General features: G+C 66.5%; 23 protein-coding genes. 18 read left to right on the forward strand and 5 right to left on the reverse strand.

Features of this window, described 5'->3' with window-relative positions; translation table 11 throughout:
- Window positions 1–7: 7 nt before the first annotated feature.
- Both DOM66_RS18090 and DOM66_RS18095 read left to right on the forward strand, forming a co-directional pair.
- Window positions 8–1,141 (forward strand): ABC transporter permease, encoded by a 1,134-nt coding sequence (locus DOM66_RS18090; RefSeq protein ID WP_110691093.1) that lies wholly within the window; start codon window positions 8–10, stop codon window positions 1,139–1,141.
- A gap of 87 nt (window positions 1,142–1,228) precedes the next feature.
- Window positions 1,229–2,185: a D-ribose ABC transporter substrate-binding protein gene (locus DOM66_RS18095; protein WP_110677318.1), complete on the forward strand. Its 957-nt coding sequence runs from the start codon at window positions 1,229–1,231 to the stop codon at window positions 2,183–2,185.
- 87 nt (window positions 2,186–2,272) lie between these two features.
- On the opposite strand, the gene DOM66_RS18100 is transcribed toward DOM66_RS18095, so the two are convergent.
- Both DOM66_RS18100 and DOM66_RS18105 read right to left on the reverse strand, forming a co-directional pair.
- Window positions 2,273–3,061, reverse strand: coding sequence for a DeoR/GlpR family DNA-binding transcription regulator (locus tag DOM66_RS18100; RefSeq protein ID WP_110691094.1), 789 nt, complete (start codon window positions 3,059–3,061; stop codon window positions 2,273–2,275).
- Window positions 3,054–4,184, reverse strand: coding sequence for a zinc-binding dehydrogenase (locus DOM66_RS18105; protein ID WP_110691095.1), 1,131 nt, complete (start codon window positions 4,182–4,184; stop codon window positions 3,054–3,056). Before DOM66_RS18105 ends, DOM66_RS18100 begins: the two co-directional genes overlap by 8 nt.
- 303 nt (window positions 4,185–4,487) lie before the next feature.
- Here DOM66_RS18105 and DOM66_RS18110 point away from each other — a divergent pair, with 303 nt between their 5' ends.
- The 14 genes from DOM66_RS18110 (at window position 4,488) to DOM66_RS18170 (ending at window position 21,050) form a co-directional block, all read left to right on the forward strand.
- Complete coding sequence (locus DOM66_RS18110; RefSeq protein ID WP_223162067.1) at window positions 4,488–6,083, forward strand: FGGY-family carbohydrate kinase; 1,596 nt, start codon at window positions 4,488–4,490, stop codon at window positions 6,081–6,083.
- Window positions 6,080–7,858, forward strand: coding sequence for a glycerol-3-phosphate dehydrogenase/oxidase (locus DOM66_RS18115; RefSeq protein WP_110691097.1), 1,779 nt, complete (start codon window positions 6,080–6,082; stop codon window positions 7,856–7,858). Before DOM66_RS18110 ends, DOM66_RS18115 begins: the two co-directional genes overlap by 4 nt.
- A 25-nt stretch (window positions 7,859–7,883) precedes the next feature.
- Window positions 7,884–8,699, forward strand: a complete 816-nt coding sequence (locus tag DOM66_RS18120) for a class I fructose-bisphosphate aldolase (protein ID WP_157959096.1) — start codon at window positions 7,884–7,886, stop codon at window positions 8,697–8,699.
- A 228-nt stretch (window positions 8,700–8,927) separates the two neighbouring features.
- Window positions 8,928–10,148, forward strand: a complete 1,221-nt coding sequence (gene metK, locus DOM66_RS18125) for a methionine adenosyltransferase (protein ID WP_110691099.1) — start codon at window positions 8,928–8,930, stop codon at window positions 10,146–10,148.
- 162 nt (window positions 10,149–10,310) lie between these two features.
- The gene (locus tag DOM66_RS18130) at window positions 10,311–11,555 is read left to right on the forward strand and encodes a cation:proton antiporter (RefSeq protein WP_110677270.1); all 1,245 of its coding nucleotides are present in this window, start codon (window positions 10,311–10,313) and stop codon (window positions 11,553–11,555) included.
- Window positions 11,556–11,761: 206 nt separating this feature from the next.
- Entirely contained in the window at window positions 11,762–12,982 is a 1,221-nt protein-coding gene (locus DOM66_RS18135) for a TAXI family TRAP transporter solute-binding subunit (RefSeq protein WP_110677272.1), read from the forward strand.
- A gap of 206 nt (window positions 12,983–13,188) precedes the next feature.
- Window positions 13,189–13,671, forward strand: coding sequence for a DUF1850 domain-containing protein (locus tag DOM66_RS18140; protein WP_110691100.1), 483 nt, complete (start codon window positions 13,189–13,191; stop codon window positions 13,669–13,671).
- Between the two features lie 15 nt (window positions 13,672–13,686).
- Complete coding sequence (locus DOM66_RS18145; RefSeq protein WP_110691101.1) at window positions 13,687–15,876, forward strand: TRAP transporter permease; 2,190 nt, start codon at window positions 13,687–13,689, stop codon at window positions 15,874–15,876.
- 636 nt (window positions 15,877–16,512) lie between these two features.
- A complete protein-coding gene (locus DOM66_RS20035; RefSeq protein WP_280951068.1) occupies window positions 16,513–16,647 on the forward strand; it encodes a hypothetical protein in 135 nt (44 codons plus the stop codon).
- A gap of 129 nt (window positions 16,648–16,776) precedes the next feature.
- The gene (locus DOM66_RS18150) at window positions 16,777–17,745 is read left to right on the forward strand and encodes a cation diffusion facilitator family transporter (RefSeq protein ID WP_110691102.1); all 969 of its coding nucleotides are present in this window, start codon (window positions 16,777–16,779) and stop codon (window positions 17,743–17,745) included.
- Window positions 17,746–17,960: 215 nt separating this feature from the next.
- Window positions 17,961–18,797: a methylenetetrahydrofolate reductase [NAD(P)H] gene (gene metF / locus DOM66_RS18155; protein ID WP_110677280.1), complete on the forward strand. Its 837-nt coding sequence runs from the start codon at window positions 17,961–17,963 to the stop codon at window positions 18,795–18,797.
- 103 nt (window positions 18,798–18,900) lie between these two features.
- On the forward strand, window positions 18,901–19,428 hold the full coding sequence (gene sodC, locus DOM66_RS18160) for a superoxide dismutase family protein (RefSeq protein WP_110677282.1): 528 nt from the start codon (window positions 18,901–18,903) through the stop codon (window positions 19,426–19,428).
- A 209-nt stretch (window positions 19,429–19,637) separates the two neighbouring features.
- The gene (locus DOM66_RS18165) at window positions 19,638–20,321 is read left to right on the forward strand and encodes a metal-dependent hydrolase (RefSeq protein ID WP_110691103.1); all 684 of its coding nucleotides are present in this window, start codon (window positions 19,638–19,640) and stop codon (window positions 20,319–20,321) included.
- Between the two features lie 63 nt (window positions 20,322–20,384).
- The gene (locus DOM66_RS18170) at window positions 20,385–21,050 is read left to right on the forward strand and encodes a haloacid dehalogenase type II (protein ID WP_157959097.1); all 666 of its coding nucleotides are present in this window, start codon (window positions 20,385–20,387) and stop codon (window positions 21,048–21,050) included.
- Between the two features lie 29 nt (window positions 21,051–21,079).
- On the opposite strand, the gene DOM66_RS18175 is transcribed toward DOM66_RS18170, so the two are convergent.
- Complete coding sequence (locus tag DOM66_RS18175; RefSeq protein WP_110677288.1) at window positions 21,080–21,337, reverse strand: YheV family putative zinc ribbon protein; 258 nt, start codon at window positions 21,335–21,337, stop codon at window positions 21,080–21,082.
- A 70-nt stretch (window positions 21,338–21,407) separates the two neighbouring features.
- Window positions 21,408–23,459, reverse strand: coding sequence for an oligopeptidase A (gene prlC, locus DOM66_RS18180; RefSeq protein ID WP_110691105.1), 2,052 nt, complete (start codon window positions 23,457–23,459; stop codon window positions 21,408–21,410).
- Between the two features lie 232 nt (window positions 23,460–23,691).
- Here prlC and DOM66_RS18185 point away from each other — a divergent pair, with 232 nt between their 5' ends.
- Together DOM66_RS18185 and DOM66_RS18190 are read left to right on the forward strand one after the other, a co-directional pair.
- A complete protein-coding gene (locus DOM66_RS18185; protein ID WP_110677292.1) occupies window positions 23,692–25,032 on the forward strand; it encodes a sodium-dependent transporter in 1,341 nt (446 codons plus the stop codon).
- A gap of 57 nt (window positions 25,033–25,089) precedes the next feature.
- A complete protein-coding gene (locus tag DOM66_RS18190; RefSeq protein WP_110677294.1) occupies window positions 25,090–25,623 on the forward strand; it encodes a gamma carbonic anhydrase family protein in 534 nt (177 codons plus the stop codon).
- On the opposite strand, the gene DOM66_RS18195 is transcribed toward DOM66_RS18190, so the two are convergent.
- Window positions 25,624–26,412: a GntR family transcriptional regulator gene (locus DOM66_RS18195; RefSeq protein WP_110677296.1), complete on the reverse strand. Its 789-nt coding sequence runs from the start codon at window positions 26,410–26,412 to the stop codon at window positions 25,624–25,626.
- Window positions 26,413–26,624: the final 212 nt, after the last annotated feature.

A 26,624-nucleotide genomic window follows, 5' to 3' on the forward strand; every position in this document is an offset into this window, starting at 1 on the left:
GTCGTTTATGTCCAACCATAGCCACACAGCGCGGCGTCAGGGCGGGGGCTTCGATCTGGGGCGCATGCTGCTCGAAGGGCGCGCCTTCTTCGCCCTGATCGCGATCATCGTGATCTTCTCGCTGCTGTCGCCGGTCTACTTCTCGACCGGCAACTTCCTGACCATGTCGTCCCACGTGGCGATCTTCGGGCTGCTCTCCATCGGCATGCTGCTGGTGATCCTGACCGGCGGCATCGACCTGTCGGTGGGCTCGACCCTGGGTCTGTGCGGGGTGGTCGCGGGCTTTCTGATGCAGGGCGTGACGCTGGATGCGTTCGGCGTCACCCTCTATCCGCCGGTGTGGGTGGTGGTGATCCTCACCTGCGCGGTGGGGGCCTTCATCGGCGCCATCAACGGCGTGCTGATCGCCTACTTCAAGGTGCCGGCCTTCGTCGCCACCCTGGGGCTGCTCTATGTCGCCCGCGGGGTCGCCCTGCTGATGACCGACGGCCTGACCTACAACAACCTCGGCGGCGATCCGGCGCTCGGCAATACCGGCTTCGACTGGCTCGGCTTCAATCGGCTGTTCGGCGTGCCGGTGGGGGTCTGGGTGCTGGCGATCGTGGCGGTCGTCACTCTGCTGGCGCTGGCGCGTACGCCGTTCGGACGCTGGGTCTACTCCACCGGCGGCAACGCCCGCGCCGCGGAACTCTCCGGGGTGCCGGTCAAGCGGGTCCAGGTCTCGGTCTATGTGCTCTCGGGTATCTGTGCGGCGATCGCCGGGCTGGTGCTGTCGTCGCAGCTCACCTCCGCTGGCCCCACCGCGGGCACCACCTACGAACTGACCGCGATCGCCGGGGTGGTGATCGGCGGCGCGGCGCTGACCGGTGGCCGCGGCAGCGTGCGCGGCACGCTGCTGGGTGCCTTCGTCATCGGCTTCCTCTCCGATGGCCTGGTCATCATCGGTGTCTCCTCCTACTGGCAGACCGTGTTCACCGGCGCGGTGATCGTGCTGGCGGTGCTGCTCAACAGCATTCAGTACGGCGGGCGGCGCAAGCAGGCCGCGCAGACGTCCGCGACTCCCTCTTCTCCCACTGCGTCTTCGGGGCAGCCCCCGGGCGATGGGAAAAGCCCAGCCGTCAAGCCGGCAACCCAGCATTGAGGCGGTGTTAGACCGCACCCCTCGACGCCACTGACTCAGATAACGACTCGTATAACGACAGACAACCGCAAAAGAAGGGTGACCATCATGCTCAAGACAGGAAAACGCCTGCTGATCGCAGCCCTCGCCCTGAGTGCGCCACTGCTTGCCGGTAGCGCACTGGCGCAGGACAAGGGGCTGATCTCGATCATCGTCAACGATCCCTCCAACCCCTACTGGCTGACCGAGGGCAAGGTCGCCCAGCAGACCGCCGAGGACCTTGGCTACTCGGCCAACGTCAGCGCGCACAAGGGCGATACCAACGCCGAGAGCCGCCAGATCGATACTGCGATCACCAACCAGGCCAAGGCGATCATTCTCGACCCGGCCAATGCCGACGGCTCGGTGGGTGCGGTGCGTAAAGCCGTCGATGCCGGCATTCCGGTGTTCCTGGTCAATGCCGAGATCAACCAGCAGGGCCTGGCCAAGGCGCAGCTGGTCTCCAACAACGCCCAGGGGGCGGCGCTGGGCGCCCAGCAGTGGGTCCAGGCGGTGGGCGACTCGGCCAAGTACGTCGAGCTCAAGGGCGCACCTTCGGACAACAACGCCGCCACCCGCTCCAACGGCTATCGCACCGTGCTGAGCCAGTACCCGGATCTGCAGAAGGTGGGTGAAGACGTCGCCAACTGGGACCGCACCCAGGGTTACAACAAGATGCAGAGCCTGCTGCAGGCGAACCCCGACATTCAGGGCGTGATCAGCGGCAACGACGAGATGGCCCTCGGCGCGATCGCCGCGCTCAAGGAGGCCGGCAAGCTGAAGGACGTCGTGGTCGGCGGCTTCGATGGCTCCCCGGATGCGGTGGATGCGGTCAAGTCCGGCGAGCTCGCCTACACCGTGCTGCAGCCGGTGGCGATCTTCTCCAAGGCCGCGGTGCAGATGGCCGACAAGTATATCCAGACCGGCAGCACCGGCCTGAAGGGTGAAAAGCACCTGTTCGACTGCATCCTGATCACCCCGGACAACGTCGACAAGTACGTCTCGCCCTTCGTACTCAAGCAGTGATCCCTGGCGGCCTGGCCGCCTGTCGTGACCTCTTCTCGCCGCGGGTGTCCCCCGCGGCGAGTTCGTTGTGGTGGCGGGTGTGGCGGCTTAGCGCCGAATCAGACGATAGCGAATTTCTGCTTCGTCCAGCGCCTCGCGCTGGGGGGGCGCCAGGCCTGAGTCGACCAGCACCAGATCGAACTCGGAGAGATCGGCGAGCCGGTGCAGTGCGCTGTGGCCGAACTTGGCGCTGTGCACCAGCAGGATGCGGCGCTCGGCGGCGGCCATCTGGGCGCGCTTGATCTGGGTCACCGCCGGGTCCTGCACGTAGGCGGTGGTGCCGAGGATCGCCGAGGCGGAGAGCACCGCGACATTGGCGCGCAGGCTGGCCAGGGTCTGCTCGCAGAGCAGGCCGAAGGTGGCGTTGAAACGCGGCTGGTAGTCGCCGCCGAGGGTGATCAGGCGGATATCGCTGGCCGTCTTGAGCCGCTCGATGCTCTCCAGGCCGTTGGTGATCACGGTCAGCGGCGTGCGCCCCGGCAGCAGCGAGGCGAGCGCGGCGCAGGTGGTGGAGTCGTCGAGAATCAGCGCCTCGCCGGCGGCGATCTCCTCCAGCGCGGCGCGCGCCAGGGCGCTCTTTTCGCCGGCGGCGAGCTGGGCGCGCAGGGCGAAGTTGCTCTCGAAGACGCTGGAGGCGCGGGTGGTGACGCCGCCGTGCTGCTTGTTGACCATGCCCTGGGCGGCGAGGGCATCGAGATCGCGGTGTACCGTCATGCGGCTGACGCCGAAGTGCGTGGCCAGCTCGTCGACCTGCGCCGCGCCGGCCTGGACCACGTAGTCGAGCAGCGCCTGACGGCGGGTGGTGGCGTCCCGCTGGCGTTTAGGGGTGTCAGGCATCCTGGGTCAGCACCACCTTGATCGAGTCGCGCTGGGCGGCGATCTCGAAACCGCGTGTGAAGTCGCTGATCGGCACGCGGTGGGTGACGATGCCCTGGGTGGTCACCAGGCCGCGAGCGAGCAGGTCGATCGCCACCGGATAGGTGTGGGGCGAGAGGTGCGAGCCGCGAATGTCGAGCTCCTTGCGGTCGCCGATGGTCGACCAGTCGACCTGGGTCGGCTCCTTGAACACGCTGAATTCGACGAAGCGCCCCAGCTTGCGCAGCGCCTCCAGCCCCTGGATCACCCCGCTGGGCGAGCCGGTGGCGTCGATGTAGACGTCGCAGCCGTAGCCGTTGGTGAGGGCGCGCACCTCGCCGGCGATGTCGTCTCGGTGCGGGTTGAAGACGTGCTCGGCGCCATACTCCCGGGCCAGCTCGAGGCGGTCGTCATGGGTGTCGACCAGGATCAGCCGCTTGGGCGTCTTGAGCCGGGCGAGCTGGACCATGGCCAGACCGATCGGGCCGCCGCCGGCGATCACCACGGTATCGTCGAACTGGATCTCGGCGCGGTTCACCGCATGGATACCGCAGGCGAGGGGTTCCAGAAAGGCAGCATCTTCCATCGACAGTCGCGGGTCCACCGGGTGCAGCACGGCATTCTCGGGCACGCGCAGATACTCGGCCATGCCGCCATCGGCGACGCCGCCCTGGAAGCCGAAGATATGGTGCACCTCGCACATCCAGTAGTGACCGCGCTGGCAGTAGAAGCACTGGCGGCAGGGAATGATCTGCTCCGGCACCACGCGCTGGCCCAGCGTCACGCCGCCGAAGTGTTCCGCCGCGCCCTCACCGAGGGCCACGATCTCGCCGGCGAATTCGTGGCCGACGATCATCGGCGGCTTGACGAAGGCGGCGAAACGCTCGCCGTCGCCCCAGTACATGGCGGCGCCGTCGCGGCACTTGAGATCGCTGCCGCAGATGCCGCAGGCGTGGATCTTGAGGACCAGCTCCCGTGGCCCCGGGCGCGGCGTGGCCACGCGCTCGAGCCGGTAATCGCCCGGCCCGTGGCAGACCACGGCGTGCATGGTGTCGGGCAGCGGGGTGGCGCTACGCGCGTCAGTACTAGGGGCGGGACTTGGCATGCGGCTCTCCCGGATGAATGAACGGGCAGGGGCCCTGGAAGTCGTTCCTTGAAGTCGTTCCCGGAAATCTACGCCCATTCATAACATTTTGACGTGATTTTTTGTTCCATGACTTTGGTCTAGCGGTCGGTGTCACCTGCGATAATTTTTTAATTATCTGAAAATAAAGAGTTTAATCAATACTTGCGTATGGAGTAACACCATCGTCTAACGCTGCTTCGTCACAATTCGATGTTAGAAATGCGGAAGTCGGTCGATCGTCGGCCGGCGCTCATCGCGTCTCTACAGAGTCAGGAGGCAGGCGTGGCGCAAGGCTATCTGATGGGGCTCGACGGCGGCTCGAGCTCGACCAAGGCGGTGATCTTCGATCTCGCCGGTGACGTCGTGGGGGTGGGGCGGCAATCCTGCCCGCTGGAACATCCCCAGGCGCACTGGGTCGAGCGCGACATGGAGGCGGTCTGGGCCGGTGCGGCGGCGGCCATCCGAGACGCGCTGGCCCAGGCCGATGTCAGCGCCAGCGAGATTCTCGCGGTCGGCGTGACCGCCCACGGCGATGGTCTCTACCCCGTCGACCGCCACGGCGAGGCGCTGGGCAAGGGCATCACCTCCCTCGACAGTCGCGCCGCCGGGGTGGTCGAGCGCTGGTGCCAAGAAGGCGTGCAAGATCAGGCGCTGGCGCGTCTCGGCCAGGTGCCGTTCGCGTTCTCGCCGGTAGCGCTGCTGGCGTGGATGCGCGCCGAGCAGCCCGAACGCTTCGCTGCCCTCGGCCACGTGCTGACCTGCAAGGACTGGCTGCGGCTCAAGCTGACCGGCGAGGTCGCCACCGACTTCACCGAGGCGAGCAGCGGCTACACCGATGTGCAGACCCAGCGCTACAGCCGCGAGGGGCTTTCGCTGCTCGGCATCGAGCCGGTCACCGAGGCGCTGCCGCCGATCCGCATGCCCGAGGAGATCGTCGGCCGGGTCACCGCGGCGGCGGCGCGCGCGACCGGCCTGGTCGCCGGTACGCCGGTGGCCGCCGGGCTGCACGATGTCACCGCCAGTGCGCTGGGACTGGGCAACGTCGACAGCGACAGCCTGACCATCGCCGCCGGCACCTTCAGTATCAACGAGGTGTTCTCCGATGCGCCGCGCCCCGATGCGCGCTGGGCCACACGCAACGGCCTGCGGCCGGGGCAGTGGCTCAACATGGCGATCTCGCCGGCGTCTTCGAGCAATCTCGAGTGGTTCCATCGCCAGTGGGGGCGTCCCGGGGATGGCGGCACGGCAGCGTTTCTGGCCGATATGGAGGAGGCGTTGGAGGAAGCCTTCGACAGCGACTCACGGCTGGTCTATCACCCCTTCCTGTACGGCTCGCCCTATGCGGAGCCGGCCAGTGCCGGTCTCTTCGGGCTGCAGGGGTGGCACCAGCGCGGTCATGTACTGCGCGCGATCCTCGAGGGTGTGGTCTGCAACCACCGCGTGCACGTGGATGCGCTGGCTTCGCGCTTTGCGATCCGGCGCACGCGGATCACCGGCGGCGGCAGCCACTCGCCGCGTCTGGCGCAGCTGTTCGCCGATACCCTGGGGCGCGAGATCGAGACTGCGCGGACCCAGGAAGCCGCCGCCTGGGGCGCGGCGATCTGTGCCGGCGTCGGCGCCGGGGTGTTTCCCTCGATCGCCGCGGCGGCGGCGCTGTGCGAGCCGCAGCAGTGCTACCGCCCCGACCCGCAGCGCCAGCAGGCGTGCCAGGTGCGTTTCGAACGCTACCAGCAGCTGGTCGAGTGCCTGCGCCCGCTATGGGGGATGCTCGATAGTGAGGCATCGGTGGATGCCTCCCAGACTGCCGCTGCCCAGGCGTCTGTCGCTGACAGCTCCGCTGCCCACACTTCTTTACCCGATCCGGGAGAGCGCCCATGAAGGCTCATGATGGCGATATACCGACCCGTCGCCAGGCCACGCGGGAGCGCCTGGCGAACGACCCCAACGTCGAGGTGCTGATCATCGGCGCCGGTATCAACGGTGCCGGGCTATTCCGCGATCTGGCGCTGCAGGGTGTCGATGTACTGATCGTCGACAAGCAGGACTTCTGCGCCGGTGCCAGCGCCGCGCCGTCGCGACTGATCCACGGCGGGCTCAAGTATCTGGAGACCGGCGAGTTCCGGCTGGTGGCGCAGTCGACTCGCGAGCGCAATCTGCTACTGCGCAATGCCCCGCATGTGGTCCATCCGTTGCGCACGGCGATGCCGACCCACAGCTGGTTCGGCGGTATCTGGCCCTCACTCAAGCGCTTCCTGCGGCGTCCGGCCAAGATCGACGACCGCGGTGTGCTGATCAGCGAAGTGGGGCTCACGCTCTACGACTTCTTCGGGCGCCATTTTCGCAGCATGCCGCGCCACTCGGTGCTCTTCGGGCGCCGGGTGCGCGAGTCGTTGCCGGACGTGCGTAACGACGTCAAGGCGCTGCACACCTACTACGACGCGGCGATCACCCAGGCCGAGCGGCTCGGCTTCGAGCTGATCGACGACGGCTGCCGCGCCCACCGCGGGGCATTGGCGCTCAACTACACGACCCTGGACTCCGTGACTCTGGGCTCCGCGGCCCCCGAGCCCGTGGCCGGCCAGCAGGCGGGGCAGGGCGGTACCGAGGGCGTCACTCTGCACTTCAGCGATGCCACGGGTGAGGCCTTCGAGGTGCGCCCGCGCATCGTGATCAACGCCGGCGGCGCCTGGATCGACGAGATCAACCGGCTGCTGGGGCGCGAGACGGCCTATATCGGCGGCACCAAGGGTGGTCACCTGATCGTCGATGTGCCCGAGATCCGGCGTCAGCTCGATGGTCGCATGATCTACTTCGGTACCCCCGACGGGCGGATCTGCCTGATCTATCCGTTCATGCAGCACGTGCTGGTGGGGGCGACCGATATCCGCTGCGACGACCCCGACCGGGCGGTGTGCGACGACGACGAGCGCGACTACATGCTGGAGGCGGTGCGCTATCTGTTTCCGGATCTGGATATCGGTGCCGAGCGGGTGCGCTACCGCTACAGCGGTGTCCGCCCGCTGCCGCGCAGCGATGCCGACGACCCCGGCCAGATCAGCCGCGACCACGCGGTGCGCGAGGATCGGCTCGGCGAGACGCCGCTGCTTTCGCTGGTGGGCGGCAAGTGGACCACCTTCCGCGGTTTCGCCGCCGAGGTGGCCGACGACGTGCTGGCACGGCTGGAGCGGCGGCGCGATCTGAGCACCGAGCAACTGGCGATCGGTGGCGGCCACGACTACCCCCATGACGAGGCCGCCCGCGATGTCTGGCTGAGCCGGGTGGCGGCAGCCTGCGCTGGCGACCGGCGCCGGGCGATCGTGCTGCTCGAGCGTTACGGCAGCCGTGGCGAAGCGGTGGCGGCGCACTGCGCGGCCTGTACCGAGGGCCAGCAGCCGCTGGCCTCGCTGCCCGACTACCGGGTGGGCGAGATCGATTTCGTATGCCGCTTCGAGCGCGTCGAGCGACTGGCCGACGTGCTGTTCCGGCGCCTGCCCATTGCGCTCTCGGCGCGGCTGACGGCCGCGGTGGTGGAAGACGTGGCGACGCACTGCGGAACGGCGCTGGGCTGGTCGGCGGCGCGTCGCGAGGCGGAGGTGGCACGGGTCCATACGATCGCCCGCGAGCAGCATGGGGTGGCGCTGGGCTCGGCCTGAGTCAGCACGGGAGAGGAGAGAGAGAATGAACCCGACGATGAGCCCCGCGCAGTTGCGCCGTGGTCGCCTGTTCCGCCGCGACAGCGGGCGCAGCTGCATGGTCGCGTTCGATCGTACCCTGCTGGCGGGGCCCGTGGATCACGCCCGCGACGCCCTTGGCGTGTGTGCGGCGATCACGGCGGCCGGGCCCGATGCGGTGCTGCTGTCGCCGGGGCTGCTCAAGCAGAATGCGGCGCTGTTCGCCTGCCGTGAGGCGCCGGCAGCGGTGGTGCGCATCGATTACCCCTGTGTGGGGGATTTCACCCTCGCCGGCGAGGAGCACCAGCGCCTGCTCGCGACCCCTGAGGAGGCCCAGGCACTGGGTGCCGATGCGGTGGTGATGTGCCTGATCTCGGGGTACGCCGATCCATCGCGGGAGGCCGACAATCTGGCCCGGGTGGCGCAGACCGCGCGCCGCTGTGAGGCGCTGGGATTGCCGCTGATCGTCGAGGCGGTGGTGTGGGGCGAGCGCGAGGGCGGCCGTCTCGATCCCGAGCGGATCGCGCGGGTGGCACGGATCGCCGCCGAGCTGGGGGCGGATCTGGTCAAGGCGCAGTTCACCGGCGAGGTCGCCGACATGCGCCTGCTGGCCGAGAGCTGCCCGGTGCCGGTGCTGATCCTGGGCGGTGCGGCGATGGGGGACGACGCGGCACTCGCGCGCTTCACCGACCAAGCGTTCGAGGGGGGCGCCCGCGGGGTGATCTTCGGGCGCAACGCCTGGCAGCGCGACGACCCTGAGCGGGGCATTCGCGAACTGGTGGCTCAGGTACATGGGGTGGGCTGCGAGGGGCATGGCGGATGATCGGGTAGACGCTGCGACGCCGGCGCCATGCCTGCCCCCGCGGCGCGTGCTTGGCTTATCCCCAGGGCGTCGCTATTCTGTGTGCAAACATTCGATCCTCTCCCGGCGCGGCCGGTGTGGGGATGCCGTGCGTCGTTTCCATCCGTTCATTCGAGCGACGACGCCGCTGTGTTGTCAGGCGGCCTTGCCCGCGAGCCGCAACCCGAGAACGAAGGGATCACCGTACGCATGAGCGAATACTCTCTATTTACCTCCGAATCCGTCTCCGAAGGCCACCCCGACAAGATCGCCGACCAGATATCGGACGCCGTGCTCGACGCCATCATCGCCCGTGACAAGCAGGCGCGTGTGGCCTGCGAGACGCTGGTCAAGACTGGCGTGGCGATCGTCGCCGGTGAGATTTCCACCACCGCCTGGGTCGATCTGGAAGAACTGGTGCGTCGGGTGATCCTGGATATCGGCTACACCTCGTCCCATGTCGGTTTCGACGGCGAGACCTGCGGCGTGATCAACCTGATCGGCAAGCAGAGCGTGGACATCGCCCAGGGCGTCGATCGCAGCAAGCCGGAGGACCAGGGCGCCGGCGATCAGGGGCTGATGTTCGGCTATGCCACCAACGAGACCGACTCCTACATGCCGGCGCCGATCCACTACTCGCACCGGTTGGTGGAGCGTCAGGCCGAGCTGCGCAAGAACGGCACCCTGGGCTGGCTGCGTCCGGACGCCAAGAGCCAGATCACCTTCACCTATGGTGAAGACGGCAAGCCCAACGGCGTCGATGCGGTGGTGCTGTCGACCCAGCACGATCCGGAGATCTCTCAGGAGGAGCTGCGCAAGGCGGTGGAGGAGCTGATCATCCGCGACGTGCTCCCGGAAGCCTGGATCCACACCGGTACCCGTTTCCACATCAACCCCACCGGCAAGTTCGTGATCGGCGGCCCGGTGGGTGACTGCGGTCTGACCGGGCGCAAGATCATCGTCGATACCTATGGCGGCATGGCGCGCCATGGCGGCGGTGCCTTCTCCGGCAAGGACCCTTCCAAGGTCGACCGCAGCGCCGCCTATGCCGGGCGCTACGTGGCCAAGAACGTGGTCGCCGCGGGGCTCGCCGACAAGTGCGAGATTCAGGTCTCCTACGCCATCGGCGTGGCCGAGCCGACCTCGGTGTCGATCAATACCTTCGGTACCGGCAAGATCGCCGAGGCCAAGATCATCGAGCTGGTGCGCGAGCATTTCGATCTGCGCCCCTATGCGATCACCCGCATGCTCGATCTGCTGCACCCGATGTATCGCCTCACCGCGGCCTATGGCCACTTCGGGCGTGAACCGTTCGAGACCAGCTATACCTGGACCGACGTCAACGGCGAGCGCCAGACAGAGACCTTCACCGCCTTCCCGTGGGAGAAGACCGACCGCGCCGAGGCGCTGCGCGCCGCCGCCGGTCTCTGAGTCTCGGGCGTCCGACGCTCTTAACCTGTGACGCAGACACGGGCCCGCTTCGGCGGGCCCGTTTACGTCGCGGGTATCATTTTTCACTCATGGCAATTCACGCATGGCAATTTACGTATGGCACTTCACGCATGGCTATTTACGTATGACTAGGAGGCCCTCGTGCTCGAACTCGCCGCGATCATTCTGACCGTGACCGCCGGGCTCGCCTGGTTCAACGAACGCTACATCCGGCTGCCGGCCACCATCGGCGTGATGCTGAGCGCACTGCTGCTGTCACTGGCGATGCAGGGTCTGGCAGCGCTGGGCTGGGAGGCACCCGCGGCACTGGCGCGGGGCTGGGTCGAGGCGCTCGACTTCGACAGCCTGCTGATGAACGGCATGCTGTCGTTTCTGCTCTTCGCCGGCGCGCTCCACGTCGATGTCGCCAAGCTGCGCGACTACTGGGTCTCGATCGGCGTGCTGGCGACCCTGGGTGTGCTCGCCAGCACGCTGCTGATCGGGGTCGCCTCGCACTGGCTGCTGGCCGCCCTGGGCGTGCCTGTGGCACTGCCCTGGTGCCTGGTGTTCGGCGCGCTGATCTCGCCCACCGACCCGGTGGCGGTGCTGGGGATCATGCGCGGTGCCGGCGCGCCGGTGGACATGGAGGTGCGCATCGTCGGCGAATCGCTGTTCAACGATGGGGTTGCGGTGGTGCTGTTCACGCTGCTGCTGGCGGCGGCGGAGAGTGGTGAGTCGCTGTTAGGCTGGCATGCGATCTGGCTGTTCGCCGAGGAGGCCGGAGGCGGCGCGCTGTTCGGGCTGCTGCTCGGCTACGGCGTGCACGCGCTGATGAAGCGGGTCGATCAGTATCAGGTCGAGGTACTGCTGTCACTGGCGATGGTACTCGGTGGCTATACCCTGGCCACGCATCTGCACGTCTCCGGCCCGATCGCCATGGTCGTCGCTGGGCTGGTGGTGGGCAACCACGCCTGGACCCATGCGATGTCACCGCAGACGCGCCAGCACCTCAACGATTTCTGGGAGCTGATCGACGAGATCCTGAATGCGCTGCTGTTCGTGATCATCGGGCTCGAGCTGCTGGCGCTGCCGTTCCGGGTCGACTACCTGTGGGTCGCGGTGCCGCTGATCCTGCTGCTGCTGGCGGTACGCTGGCTGGTGGTGGCGGTGCCGGTGACGCTGGCGCACACCCATTTCCGGCGCGGCTCGATTCCGGTGCTCGCCTGGGGCGGCCTGCGCGGCGGCATCTCGGTGGCGCTGGCGCTGTCGCTGCCCCCCAGCGAGGCGCGCGACGTGGTGCTCAATGTCACCTACCTGATCGTGCTGGTGTCGATCGTCGTCCAGGGGCTGACCATCGGCCGAGTGGTGGGCCGGGTACTGGCGGCGGGAGAGGCGCAGAAGGATTAGACTTTGGTCGTAGTCCTCGGGCCCGGCATGGTATCGCGGGCGGGCCTTGCTTACTCTGGGTGCCTGTCGCGCAGTGCCAGGCTGCGGATGACGGACCATGGAACCCAAGCCATGGACCGCAGGCCAAGAACAAATGCCCGCGAGTGGGCCAATGAGGGCGCCACGCGCGGACGCGACGCGATCACACTCAACAGACGGGGTATACCATGAGGCTACGTACAGGGATGCTGTTTGCCGCACTGGGTCTTTCCGGTGCGCTGCTGGCGGGCTGCGGCGATGACGCCGACGACAAGGCGAGCAGCGAGAGCCAGACATCGTCGACGTCGCAGCAGAGCGAGTCGACCCCCGCCCAAGGCGAGAACGCAAACCAGTCCTCCTCCAGCGACACCGCCTCGGCTGACCAGGCACAGCCGGTCAATCTGATCTTCGGTACCGGCGGTACCGGCGGCAGCTACTATCCGATCGGCGGCGCGCTCAAGAGCGTGTTCGAAGCCAGTGATCTGGTCGGCAATGTCCAGGTGGTCTCCACCGGTGCGTCGGTGCAGAACATCAACAACATTACCGACGGCCTCAACCAGATCGCTATCGTCATGAGCGATGTGGCTTATGACGCGATCAAGGGGCAGAACCAGTTCGATGGCAACCCGGCCGACATCAAGGCGCTGGCGGGTATGTATCCCAACGTGGTGCAGGTGGTAGCGACCGAGGACAGCGGCATCCACAGCATCGCCGATCTCAAGGGCAAGCGAGTCGGCGTCGGCAAGGTCGGCTCCGGGGTCGAGCAGAGCGCGGCCAAGGTGCTCGAGTCGGCCGGCCTGAGCTACGACGATCTGGCCCAGGTCAGCCATACCGGCTACGCCGACAGCGTCACCGGCATGAGCAACGGCAACCTGGACGCGGCGTTCTTCACCTCCGGCGTGCCCAACTCCAGCATCACCGGGCTGATGCAGAGCACCGACATCACCTTCGTGCCGGTGAGCGGCGATGTCGCCAGCAAGCTGCTGGAGAAGTACCCGTACTACGAGAACTACGAGATTCCGGCCGGCGCGCCCGAGCGCTATGACCTGGGCAACGCGGTCGATACCGTGGCGATTCGCAATCTGATGATCGTCGGCAGCGACATGCGCGACGACGTCGCCGAGGATCTGACCAAGCGCTTCCACGACTATCTCGAGTCGGGCAATGTCTCCGTCGGCGCGCTCAAGCAGTTCGATCCCGCCAGCATGAACCAGAACCTGGTGGTACCGCTGCATCCGGGCGCCGAAGCCTACTACGCCACCCTCGCCTCGCAGTCTGATGATGGCGCCGACGCCACCAAGTCGCAGAGCGACAGCGACGCCATGGGTAGCGAAGCGTCGACCAGCGACAGCATGGGCAGCGAAGCCTCGGGTAGCGATAACGCTCAGGACAAGGAACCGCAGTCCTGATGATGCTGCGTGCGGCGTGACGCCCGCGGTCGGGGCGTGATGCGCCGGCGCTGGCGCCTGGGGGCTGCGCGAAAAGTCGGCGAGCGAAGGCAAGACAAGGCAAAAATCGGCGAAGGAGCGGAGTTTACTCGGTGTAAATGAGTATCTTGAGCCGATTTTTAACGCCGTATTGCCGAGCGCAGGCAGTTGTCGTACGGCGCCTAGTGATGACGGTGGCGATCCTGCTCGGGATCGCCACCGTCGTGTATCCGCTTCCCTGGCTGGCGGTCAAGCAGGGCGCCGAGTGGCGCCTGGCACTGCCCGGGTGGGCCGGCACCACCTTCAAGATCCGCTGGATGCACTCGGTGGAGAAGGAGGATTGGGAAGAGTGGTACCGGATCACCGCCGACGGCGCGATCGAGATCACCGGTACCCGCTTCAAGACCTTCGGCGCGGGTGTGCCTGCCCATGCGGGGAAGGAGACCCATCTCGACAATGGCTGGGTGGTGATGACCGGCATCGATCGAGTGGTCGATCCGCTGGCGATCCAGGCGGCGGTGGAGGAGCACTACCGCATGATCTTCGCTGGCCACGTGATTCCGCTGTCGCGCCATGCTCCGCCCCCCATCCTGACCTTTTCTGTGATAAAAGCGCCTTTGTGGCAGGTACTCCCGGCGTTGCTGCGGCCGTGGGTACCCTGGCTCAACTAGACGTAGGGAATCGATATGTCAGAACAAAAAGTGGTGCTTTCCGCCGATGGTCCCGAGGACCCTTCGGTCAAGGAGGCGCTGGAGAAATTCGATCGTGAGAGTCTGGTGCGCGACCGGCTGCCGCTGGTGGTGGTCCAGTTCGTCACCGTGATCAGCGTGCTGCTGGCGCTGTTTCACCTCTACACCTCGTTCTCCGGGCCGTTGGTGGACGTGGCCCAGCGCAGTATCCACCTCTATACCCTGTTGGCTCTGGCCTTCATTCTCTATCCGCTGACGCGACGCGGCGCGCGTGACCGGGTGCCCTGGGGCGACGCGGCGCTGGCGCTGGTGGCGTTCGCCATCGGGGTCTACATGCTGGTGGTCTCGGACCGGGTGATCGCTTCCGCCGGGCGCATCAATCAGACCGACATGGTCGTCGGCTTCGTAGCGATCCTGCTGGTGCTCGACGCCACTCGGCGGGTCACCGGCTGGGGGCTGACCATCCTGGCCACGCTGTTCCTGCTCTACGGCTTCTACGCCAAGCTGTCGTTCTACCCGGTGCTCAACGAGAACATCATCCTCGCCACCTGTCGCCAGATCGCCTCGCATCTGGTGTTCATCACCGAGGGGTTGTTGGGGACCGCGATCGGGGTCTCGGCGAGCTATATCATCCTGTTCATTCTGTTCGGTGCCTTCCTCGGCAAGTCCGGGCTGGGCCAGCTGTTCAACGACCTGGCACTGGCGATCGCCGGGCACACCCGCGGCGGCCCGGCCAAGGTCGCGGTGATCGCCAGCGGCTTTCTCGGCTCGATCAACGGTTCGGCGATCGCCAACGTGGTGACTACCGGCGCCTTCACCATCCCGCTGATGAAGAAGACCGGGTACAAGCCCAACTTCGCCGGGGCGGTGGAAGCGGCTGCCAGCGTCGGCGGCCAGATCCTGCCACCGATCATGGGCGCGGCGGCTTTCATCATGGCCGAGGTGCTGTCGGTGCCCTACACCCAGGTGATCCTGGCCGGCATCATCCCGGCCCTGCTCTACTATCTCGGGGTGCTGTTCCAGGTCCATCTGCGCGCCATGCGCAACGGCCTCGAAGGGATTCCGCGCGATCAGCTGACACCGCTGAAGACGGTGATGCTCAAGCGCGGCCATCTGCTGGTGCCGATGGCGGTGCTGCTGTGGCTGCTGTTCGACGGCCGCGCGCCGTTCTTCGCCGCCTTCTGGTCGATCGCCGCCACCGTGCTGATCTGCGGTACCCGCCGGGTCACCGTGGGGCTCGCCCTGATCCTGGTGCTCCTGATCCTGGAGCCGCAACTGCGCGCGCTGTTCGCCGGCAACCCGCTGCCCAATTTCCCGGCCAGCCGCTGGACGCTGTTCCTGGTGATTCTGGTGCCGGTGGCGATCAATGCGCTGCGCGCCAAGCTCGGCATGGTGGCCGAGAAGATGGATGTCGCCGACTGTCGCGATGCCATGGCCGATGGCGTGCGCAACGCCATTCCGGTCGCCGTGGCGTGCGGCGCGGTGGGGATCATCGTGGGCATCGCCACCCTGACCGGTATCGCCCTGGACGCCGCCGACGCGGTGGTCACTCTGGGCCAGCAGATCCCGATCCCGATGATTCAGCTGCTGGTCACCCTGGTGCTGACCATGATCGCCTCGATCGTGCTCGGCATGGGGCTGCCGAGCATCCCCACCTATATCATCACCAGCACCATGGCGGCGCCGATCCTGCTCAACCTGCCGCTGTTCCGTGAGTTGGCCGGAAGCAACGACACTGCGATCTTCGTCGCCCACATGTTCGTGTTCTACTTCGGGCTGTTCGCCAACCTGACGCCGCCGGTGGCGCTGGCCGCCTATGCCGGTGCCGGCATCAGCGGTGGCTCGCCCAATGCCACCGGCTTCCAGGCGATGAAGCTCGCCATCGCCGGGTTTGTGGTGCCCTACATGTTCGTGTTCGCGCACAGCATGCTGATGATCGATGCCACCCTGTGGAACACGCTGTGGGTGATCGTCACCGGGGTGATCGGGGTGCTGCTGCTGGCGGTGGCGGTGGAGGGCTATCTACGCCGGCCGCTCAATCCCTTCTGGCGGATCCTGGCGGCGATCGGCGCGCTGGCGCTGATCTTCCCGGGGCTGGCCAGCGATGTCGTCGGCGCGGTGATCACCGTGGTGCTGTTCCTGCTGGCCAAGGCCAAGCCGCCCCAGCAGGCTCCGGTCGGCAACTGACGGCTGCTTGGCAGCGGTCTGCCACCACACGACGACGCCCGCTGATGCGGGCGTCGTCGTTTTCGTTCCGGGCTGGGCGCCAATGCCTGTAGGGCGGGGCCGGATGCGGAGCGCAAGCCTCTGTTCCTGCGACTCTTTCTCAGATACAAAAAATGACAGGGGTTATTGAACCGTTGTTCGGCTATAACTCCATGATTAAGGGAACTTAAGTATTGTTATTAGCAAAAGTGATGCGGGGATTATCATATTTGCCTTGGTTACCGCCCAGAGACGATGCATGCTGAGCGGGCTCACTTAGCCAAGCGGCGTGACCGCAAAGGACTGCGGGGTGAGCTCTGATGGGCGGCGTTCGCCACCCAATTCGCCTTCGATCTATCTTCCTGTCTGCCTCTTCTTTCCGATCTGCTGCCGGACCTTTCGTTCGTCTGCGTCTGGGGGGCTCCCTAGGGTGTCTCTCCCTTCCTTGACCATCTCTTCACGGCTGTCTCTTCAGGGTTGTCTCTTCATGACTGCCTTGCCCTGATGCTATCCCCTGGCTGTCTTCACCGTCGTCTCCCATGGCATCATGCGCCAGCTTTCCGTGTCGCGGAAGCGTCGATCCTTTCAGCGCAGCGCGCTCAGCGAAACGGAGGTCATATGCAGGGCTCTCTCATCGGCATCGTCGCCGGCATGGCAGTGTGGCTGGCCAGCGGCGAGTGGGGTTGGGGTATCGGTGTCGGTATCGCGGTGGGCATTGCCTGGGATCTTTGGCGCCAGCGTCCATGGCGCTGAGGCACGCCATCGTGCAGGCCGCCGGCACCGTTCGGTGCGCCGGCGACGCCGCTGACGGGGCGGGGGTGTAATACAATAGCGTCAGGGGTGTGCGCTACCCTTGCAGGACACGTTAGACGGACGCGCGCCATGCCCGCTCATCACGACCACGCCCACCATCATGATCATCATCACGATCATGGCGGCCATCACCATCATCACGACCATACGCCTGAAGTGACCGCCGACAGCGCCAAGCGGGTCAAATGGGCGATGCTGCTCACCGCTGGCTTCATGCTGGCGGAGGTCGTGGGTGGCTGGGTGTCCGGCTCGCTGGCGCTGCTGGCCGATGCCGGGCACATGTTCAGCGACAGCTTCTCGCTCGGCCTGGCGCTGTTCGCCTTCGCCATGGGCCGGCGTGCGCCGGATACCCGGCGTACCTTTGGCTATCAGCGTTTCCAGGTGCTTGCCGCTTTCGTCAACGGGCTGACCCTGTTCGGCATCGCAGTGTGGATCTTCATCGCCGCGGTGCAGCGTTTCACCCAACCGGTGGAGGTGCTGGCCGGGCCGATGATGGTCATCGCCGTACTCGGGTTGTTGGTCAATCTGGTGGTGTTCAAGATTCTCCACGGGGGCGATCAGGAGAATCTCAACCTGCGCGGTGCGCTGCTTCACGTACTCGGCGATCTGCTTGGTTCGGTAGCGGCGATCGTGGCCTCGGTGGTGATCCTGCTCACCGGTTGGACACCGATCGACCCGCTGCTCTCGGTGCTCGCCGCCGGGCTGATCCTGCGGGCGGCCTGGACGATCCTGCGGCGTTCCGCCCACACCCTGCTCGAAGGCACCCCGGAGGGGCTCGACGTGGATCAGATCCGGCAGGCGCTGCTGGCGGTCGAGGGCGTCAGCGGGCTGCACGACATGCACGTCTGGGGCCTCACGCCGCAGGACCCGCTGCTCAGCGCGCATCTGGTGATCGCCTCGGCCGATCAGCACGATGCGGTCATCGAGCGCGCCTATGGGGTGCTGCAGGAGCGCTTCGCGATCCATCACGCCACGCTCCAGGTCGAGACCGCCGCCTGCCGTACCGGTGGCGACTGCCACGCGGGTGTCCATCCCTGATTCCGCCCCTGACGCGGCCCGATCGAACGTCATGCGTGAAGGCGCTTGCATGACCGGTTTTCATGCCGGGCCGCGGAAAGTTTCATTGGCCGGGGCCCAGGGCGGCGGGCACAATGAGCCCATGTCGTAGAGAGGCTCGCGCGGGTCGTGACGGGCGTCCGCTGGCCCGAGCCGGCACCTCTCCCTCCTGATCCGATTTCGAGACGAAGGCGCGCATGAATCCGCATCTCCCCCTGGGTATCAGCTTCGAGTTCTTTCCCCCCAATACCGCGGCCGGGCGGGAAAAGCTCGCCGCCACGCGGGATGCGCTGAGTGCGCGTTCGCCGCGTTTCTTTTCGGTCACCTACGGTGCCGGTGGTTCGACCCAGGCGCGCACCCTCGATACCGTCGAGGCGCTGCGCCAGGGTGGCGTCTCTACAGCCCCCCATCTCTCCTGCGTGGGCAGCGACAAGGCCGCGATACGCGATCTGCTCGGACGCTATCGTGAGTCGGGCATCGAGAGCCTGGTCGCACTGCGCGGTGATCTGCCCTCGGGCATGGGCGGGGCGGGTGAGCTGCGTTATGCCAACGAGCTGGTCGAGTTCGTGCGCGCCGAGACCGGCGACCATTTCGAGATCGCTGTGGCGGCCTATCCCGAAGCGCATCCGCAGGCGGCGGACGTCGAGCGTGATCTGGAGAACTTCGCACGCAAGGTGAAGGCCGGCGCCGACTTCGCCATCACCCAGTACTTCTTCAACGCCGACGCCTACTTCCACTTCGTCGATCGGGTCCGCGCACTGGGCGTGGAGACGCCGATCGTGCCCGGCATCATGCCGATCACCAACTACAGCAAGCTGGCACGTTTCTCCGACACCTGCGGCGCCGACATTCCGCGCTGGGTGCGCAAGCAGCTCGAGGCCTACGGCGACGACCAGCAGAGCATCCAGGCCTTCGGGACCGAGGTGGTATCACGGCTCTGCCAGCGTCTGCTCGATGGCGGGGCGCCGGGTCTGCACTTCTACACCCTCAATCAGGCCGCCCCGTCGTTGCGCATTCTCGACAATCTGGCGTGAGATCGGGACGTCGCAGCGTCGCGCGACTTCGACTAGGTTGAGAGCGGCGGGCGAGCAATGGGCTGGCCCGTTCAGCACATCACGGTCGAATCGGAGGTGAACGATGCAACGGACGATGGCGAGCGCCCTGGGCGCGGGTATCCTGCTGACGCTGGCGGGGCTGGCACAGGCCGATACCCAGGTCGACATGCATAGCGTCTCCACCCAAGGGGTGGGTGAGTCCATCGGGACCATCACCGCCAAGGATACCGATTACGGGCTGCTGCTGACGCCCGAGCTTTCCGGTCTCGAGCCCGGTATCCACGGTTTTCACCTGCACACCAACGCCAGCTGCGATCCCAGCGAGAGCGATGGCAAGGTGACCCCGGCAGGGGCCGCGGGCGGCCACTTCGATCCCGAGCAGACCGACTCTCACCAGGGGCCGTACAGTGATGCCGGCCATCTCGGTGATCTGCCGGTACTGGCGGTGGATGCCCAGGGCGACGCCACCACCCCGGTGCTGGCGCCGCGCCTGAGCGAAGCGGATCTCTCCGGCCACGCCTTCGTCATCCACTCAGGCGGCGACAACTACAGCGATCAACCCAAGCTGGGTGGCGGCGGGGCGCGCGTTGCCTGCGGCGTGATCAAGTAACGTCGTACCGCTCGGCACCGGTACTCCTTCCACGGCCCCGCTTCGGCGGGGCCGTGGCGTGTGCGGGCTCATGCCGAATCGGCGGGGTATCGCCGGAATTCGGGTGCGGCATGGCTGATATCCGAAACGCCGCTGTCTAAGCTATTGTTTTCCATAGGTCGCAAGCCGCATAATCTGGCTATTTATCCAGTCTTGGAGCGGCGGCACCGATGGCCAACTTTCGCACCCACTTCGGGGTCGCCAGCGTGGGGGGACTCGTGGTCTCCCAGGCGGGATGGCAGGCGTCGCTCTATGGGCTGTGGCAGGCGGCGGCGATCGCCGGTCTGGTGACCTTCGGCGGCATTCTGCCCGACATCGATGCTGACAACTCCCGCGCGGTGCGCCTGATCTTTCAGATCCTGGCGTTGATCGCCATCGTCGTGGCGGTGCTGCTGCTGCAGCATCGGGTCACGCCGGCGCAGCTGTTCGCCGCCTGTGGGGCCACCTATCTGGCGGTGCGCTATCTGGCCAGCGCGCTGTTCGCCCGCTTCACCGTGCATCGCGGGCTGTGGCACTCGCTGCTGGCGGCGGCACTCAGCGGGCTGACGACGACAGCGGCGAGTTTCACCCTGCTCGGCCAGCCGGCGCCGCTGGCCTGGCTGCATGGCCTGGCGCTGACGCTCGGCTTTCTCATCCATCTGGCGCTGGACGAGCTCTACAGCGTCGATCTCACCGGGGCGCGGTTCAAGCGCTCCTTCGGCACCGCGCTCAAGCCGTTCGACTGGAAGGCCCCCGGCAGTTCACTGATGCTGCTGCTGACCTCGGTGCATCTGATCGCCTGGCTGCCGCCGCTGGCGGTACTGCGAGAGGTGCTGACACACGGCCTGGGACTGGGATGGGGATTGGGGCGCTAGGCGGCCACGCCTTTAGGCATTGCGTTCTACACTGAGGGGCCAACCACCCAAGGGAGAGGCCCTGTGCATCTGGTCTTCGACGTCAATGAAACGCTGCTCGACACCGCCGCGCTGGACCCGCTGTTCATGCGCTGGTTCAGTACCGAGGCGCGCCGCGGCGAGTGGTTCCTGATCCTTCAGGAAACCTGGATGACTGCCAATCTGGTCGGGCATTTCGCGCCCTTCGCCGAGCTGGCCAAGAGCGCGCTGCGTCAGCTGGGCGCCAAGCATGGGGTTTCGATCGCGCCCGCCGACGAGCAGGCGCTGGTCGACGGCGTACTCGGCATGCCGGCGCATGCCGATGCCGTCGAGGCGCTGGCCGGGTTGCGCCAGCAGGGTCATACGCTCACCGCCCTGACCAACAGCGCCAGCGCGGCGGCGCAGCATCAGCTGGCCCAGGCGGGGCTGGCAGCCTACTTCGATGCCATTCTCAGCGTCGATCAGGTCGAGCGCTACAAGCCGGCACCGGAGCCCTATCGTGCGGCGGCGGCGCACTGGTCGGTCGCGCCCGAGGCGATGGTGATGGTGGCGGCACATGGTTGGGATCTGATCGGCGCCCAGGCGGTGGGCATGCGTACCGCGTTCGTGGCGCGCCCGGGCAAGGCCATGGACCCGGCACTTGAGCAGGTGCCCACCTGGCGCAGTGACGATCTGAGCCAGTTGATGGCCCAGGTCGTCGCGGCGGGATGAGGCGATCCAGGCCGGTCAGCACCTAGTGCCTAGTGGCGGGTACCGGGGTCGATGATCTTGACCGTGCTGATCTCCTCGCGCGCCGGTTTCTGCGTCTCACGCGGCTGGTTGACCCGGGTCGGCAGTTCGTTCTGGGCGCTGTCTTCCACCGGTAACTGCTCGAAGAAGTCGCAGCTGACACAGTCGCGGTAACGGATACCGTTCTGCTCCCAGCTGCGTATGCGATCCATGGCCGCACAGCGCGGGCAGATGGCGCCGGCGATGAAGCGTTTGGGGGTATGAGTCATGGCTGACCTCGCTGGCGACGCGGGCGGGGCTGGCCGGCCCGCGTCGCAGGGTGCGTGTCGGCGACGTCCGTCAGGCGGCGTCGCGGGGTTCGATGCCGGTATGGCGCAGCAGCGGTTCGATGCTCGGCTCGCGACCGCGGAATGCCTTGAACAGCTCAGCGGCATCGCGCGAGCCGCCGCGCTCTAGTATCTCGCTGCGGAAGCGCTGGCCGGTCTCGGCGTCGAAGATGCCGGCCTCCTCGAAGGCGCTGTAGGCATCCGCCGAGAGGACTTCGGCCCACTTGTAGCTGTAGTACCCCGCCGCATAGCCGCCGGCGAAGATATGCGAGAAACCGTTCTGGAAGCGGTTGAAGTCGACGCTGGGGACAACCGATACCTGGTCGCGCACGGCATCGAGCAGGGCCTGCACGTCGGCGGCGCTGGGGGTAGCGAGCTCATGGTGCAGTCGCAGATCGAACATCGAGAACTCCAGCTGGCGCATCATCTGCATCGCCGACTGGAAGTTGCGTGCCGCCTGCAGCTTGTCGAGCAGCGCATCCGGCAGCTTGTCGCCGCTGTCGACGTGGCCGGCGATCAGGTCGAGTCCCTCGCGCTCCCAGCAGAAGTTCTCCATGAACTGGCTGGGCAGCTCGACGGCGTCCCAGGCCACGCCGCTGATGCCGGAGACGTCGGCCACCGTCTGCCGGGTCAGCATATGGTGCAGGCCGTGACCGAATTCGTGGAACAGTGTCAGCACCTCGTCGTGGGTCAACAGCGCCGGCTTGCCGCCCACCGGCGGCGTGAAGTTGCAGGTCAGGTAGGCGACCGGCAGCTGCAGCGAACCATCCTCACGCTGGCGGCGGGTACGGCAGACATCCATCCAGGCGCCACCGCGCTTGCCTTCACGGGCGTAGAGATCGAGATAGAAGCCAGCGATCGGAGTGTCGCCGTCGAGCACGTCGAAGTAGCGCACGTCCGGGTGGTAGCGCGGCGCGTCGGGGTTCTCGGCCATGTGGATGCCGTAGAGCTTGCCGACCACGCGGAACAGGCCGTCCACCGCCCGCGGCGCGGGAAAATAGGGGCGTAGCTGCTCCTGCGAGATGTCATAGCGCGCCTGGCGCAGCTTCTCGCTGACGAAGCCGATGTCCCAGGGTGCCAGCTCGTCCATGCCGAGGGTGTCGCGGGCATAGGTCTCGAGTTCGCCGATATCGCGTCGCGCCTGGGGCTGGGCGCGCTCGGCGAGATCGTCGAGAAAGCCCAGGACCTGGCCGGGGGATTCGGCCATCTTGGTTTCCAGCGAGTAGTCGGCGTAGGTGGCAAAGCCGAGCAGCTGGGCCAGCTCGTGACGCAGCGCCAGAATTTCCTCGATCACCGGAGCGTTGTCGTTGGCTCCGGCGTTGGGACCCTGGTCGGAGGCGCGGGTGACGTAGGCGGTGTAGACCTCCTGGCGCAGCTCGCGATCCTCGGCAAAGGTCATGATCGGCAGGAAGCAGGGCACATCGAGGGTGATGCGGTAGCCCGACTCGCCCTTGGCCTCGGCGTTGGCGGCCAGCATCTCCAGCGCACTCTCGGGCAGGCCGGCCAGGCGCGAGGCGTCGGGCAGGGTCTTGTGCCACGCCTGGGTGGCGTCGAGCAGCTGGTTGGAGAAGGTGTTGCCGAGTTCGGAGAGCCGCGCCTGGATCTCGCCGTAGCGGCGCTTCTGCTCGCTCGGCAGATCGACACCGGCAAGGCGGAAGTTGCGCAGGGTGTTGTCCACCGCCTTGCGCTGTGCCTCGTCCAGCGCGGTGAAACCCTCACTCTGGGCCAGGCGCTCGAAGGCCTGGAACAGCGCCGTGTGCTGGCCGACCCAGGTGCTGTACTCCGAGAGCAGGGCCAGACACTGTTGATAGGCGTCGCGCAGGGCGTCGCTGTTCATTGTCGAGTTGAGATGCGATACCGGCGAGAAAGCCTGGGAGAGGCGGTCGTCGAGCGCCTCCAGCGGCGCGGCGAGAGAGTCCCAGGTGACCGTCTGCTGATTGGCCAGGGCGTCGATCGCGGTGCGGTTGTCGGCGATGATCTTCTCGATCGCGGGAACGGCGTGCTCGGGGCGAATCGCCTCGAACGGCGGCAGCGTGCAGGAGTCGAGCAGCGGATTGTGCGACATGATCACCTCGGACGAAGAATCGGTGCCACAGTATATGGGGGGGATGGCCTTGCCTTTCAACGCGGCGGCCGGGGTGGCAGTCAGAGCGGCGGTCAGCATTCTCGCCACCGCGCGATGCCAGGATTGGCCGCTGCGGTGAGCCCTGATAGGCTCGCCTCCTTTATCCGTGAAGATGGCCCCGTATGGATGGCCCGGTAGAGACGGTGCCCCGCCAAGATGAGGTGACGAGACGATGAGCGAAACCCTGGAGCGCTGGCACTCCCGCCGTGCTTTCATTCTGGCGGTGACCGGCGCCGCGGTGGGGCTGGGCAATATCTGGCGTTTTCCCTACATGACCGGGGAGAACGGTGGCTCGGCCTTCCTGCTGCTCTACATCCTGTTCGTGGTGGTGCTGGGCCTGCCGATGATGATGGCGGAGATCCTGATCGGGCGCGCCGGCCGGCGCAGCCCGATGCAGGCGCTGGCGTATCTCGCCAGCGAGGCCGGGGTCAGCCCGCACTGGCGCTGGGTGGGGCTGTTCGGGGCGCTCACCGTGTTCTTCATCCTCTCGTTCTATTCGGTGGTCTCCGGTTGGTCGATCGAGTATCTGGTCGATTCGGTCAACGGTGGCTTCGTCGATCGCACGCCAGCGGAGATCGGCTCGGCATTCGACACCTTCCTCGCCGATCCTCTGCGCATGACCTTCAATCACACGCTGTTCATGCTGTTGACCATGTCGGTGGTTGCCGCCGGGGTCAGCAACGGATTGGAAAAGCTCAACAATGTGATGATGCCGCTGCTCTACGTGATCCTGATCGTGCTCGGGGGATATGCCGTCACCACTGCCGGTTTCGGTGCGGCGATGGCGTGGCTGTTCACGCCCAATCCGGCGGCGATCGATCTCCATGTGGTGCTCAACGCCATGGGGCACGCCTTCTTCACCCTCGCCGTGGGCGCCTGTGCGTTGATGGCCTACGGCGCCTACATGCCCGATGAACAGAGCCTGCCGCGGGCGGTTTGCGCGGTGGCCCTGCTGGATATTGCGGTGGCGCTGCTCTCGGGTATCGCCATCTTCTCGGTCGTGTTCACCCACGGCCTCGATCCGACCGAGGGGCCGGGGCTGATGTTCGTGACGTTGCCGATCGCCTTCAGCGAGCTGCCGGGTGGCCAGATCTGGCTGGGAGCCTTCTTCCTGCTGCTGCTGGTGGCGACCTGGACCTCTTCGATCAATCTGGCCGAGCCGATGGTGGCGATGCTGATCGGTGCCGGCTGGCGCCGCGGGCGGGCGGCGCTGCTGATCGGTGCTCTGGTGTGGGGCGTGGGGCTGCTCTCGGTGCTCTCGTTCTCGACCCTGGCCGACGTGCACTGGATCGGCGAGATGAACTTCTTCGCCCTGGTCTCGACCGTGCCCCCGGACATTTTCCTGCCCATCGGTGGGCTGCTGATCGCGATCTTCGCCGCCTGGCGCATGCTACCCGAAGCCGCAGCCTCGGCGCTGGGGGCGCCGGCGACGGGGTTTCGGCTGTGGCGCGGCGTGGTGCGCTACGTGTCGATCCCGTTGACGGCGGTCGTGCTGTTGTCGAGCCTGATATAGAAACCAACCACGGCCCTCGGCGCCGGGCGGCGTCGAGCGAAGAGAGGCGTGCAATCCATGGCAATGAGAACCTATCAGGGCATGAGCCCGAGTCTGGGCGAGCGGGTCTTCATCGACGAGACCAGTGTGGTGCTCGGTGATGTGGCGCTGGGAGACGACAGTTCCGTGTGGCCGATGGCGGTGATTCGCGGCGATGTCCATCGCATCCGCATCGGCGCGCGCACCAGCGTGCAGGATGGCTGCGTGCTGCACTGTACCCACGCCAGCGACTATAACCCCGGCGGGCATCCGCTGATCATCGGCGACGAGGTGACCGTGGGGCATCAGGCGACGCTGCACGGCTGCACCGTGGAGGATCGGGTGCTGGTCGGCATGGGCGCCATCGTGCTCGACGGCGCCGTGGTCGAGTCCGAGGTGATCATCGCTGCCGGCGCGCTGGTGCCGCCGGGCAAGAGGCTGGCGAGCGGCCATGTCTATGCCGGCAACCCGGCCAAGCCGCTGCGCCCGCTCAAGCCCGAGGAGCGCGAGTTCTTCGCTTACACGGCGGGGAACTACGTCAAGCTCAAGGACCGCCACCTGAGCGGTGAGTGATCAACGTGGTGGCGTGCCCTTGAGCAACTGGGTGCGGCGCTCGGCGCGCTGGGCACGGAACTCGGCGCGCTGCATCTCCATCAGCCCCTCCTTGACATAGCCGAGATGCTCATGGGCGAGATGCCGGGCATCCTCGGCGCGGCCCTCCAGAATCGCCTCCAGCAGTGCACGATGCTGATCCATCAGCAGGCTGCGCGCGTTGGGGCGCTCGAACAGATGCGCCAGATTGGCGACGATACTCTTCTCCAACAGTTGGAACAGGCCTCGGATGGTGTGCAGCATCAGCACGTTGTGCGCCGCCTCGGCGATCGCCAGGTGGAAGGCGGCATCGGCCTTGGCCTCGCGCAGGGCGTCACTCTGCTGGCCGGGGTCGGTATAGCTGTCGCGCAGGGCCTGGAAACGCTGCTGCAGCATCTCCTTGTCCGCCGGAGTCGCGCGCATCGCCGCGTGATAGGCGGTAATACCCTCCATGGCATCTCGGAACTCGAGCACGTCGAGATAGAACTCGTCATGACGCGACAGCATCTCGAGGATCGGATCGCCATAGCTGTCGCTGAGACGCTCGTTGACATAGGTGCCGCCGCCCTGGCGGCTGGTGAGTAAACCACGGGCCGAGAGCTTCTGGATCGCTTCGCGCAGCGACGGGCGCGAGACACCGAAGCGTTCGGCGAGCTCACGCTCCGATGGTAGGCGATGGCCCGCCTTGAGGCTGCCTTCCAGGATCAGCGTCTCCAGACGCTGAGTGATGACGTCGGCCAGGCGCGGCTGGCGCAGGGATGATGGCGGCACGCGCGACCTCCTTGCAGGCAAGTGGTTTTACCAATTATGGCGCGGCCCGCACGCGCTGACCAAGTTCTCCTATCACTGCTCGCACGGCTGGAGCGCAATGGTCAGGAAAAACGCATGATCGATGACCACGACCAGCATGGTGGATGGCGTCAGAGCCTGTCACTCGGGCCTCAGGGGCCAGCAGCCTCGAAGCGGCACAACTTTTTTGCCGC

Source organism: Salinicola endophyticus (genome assembly GCF_003206575.1).
In the GTDB taxonomy this organism is placed as follows: Bacteria; Pseudomonadota; Gammaproteobacteria; order Pseudomonadales; family Halomonadaceae; genus Salinicola; species Salinicola endophyticus.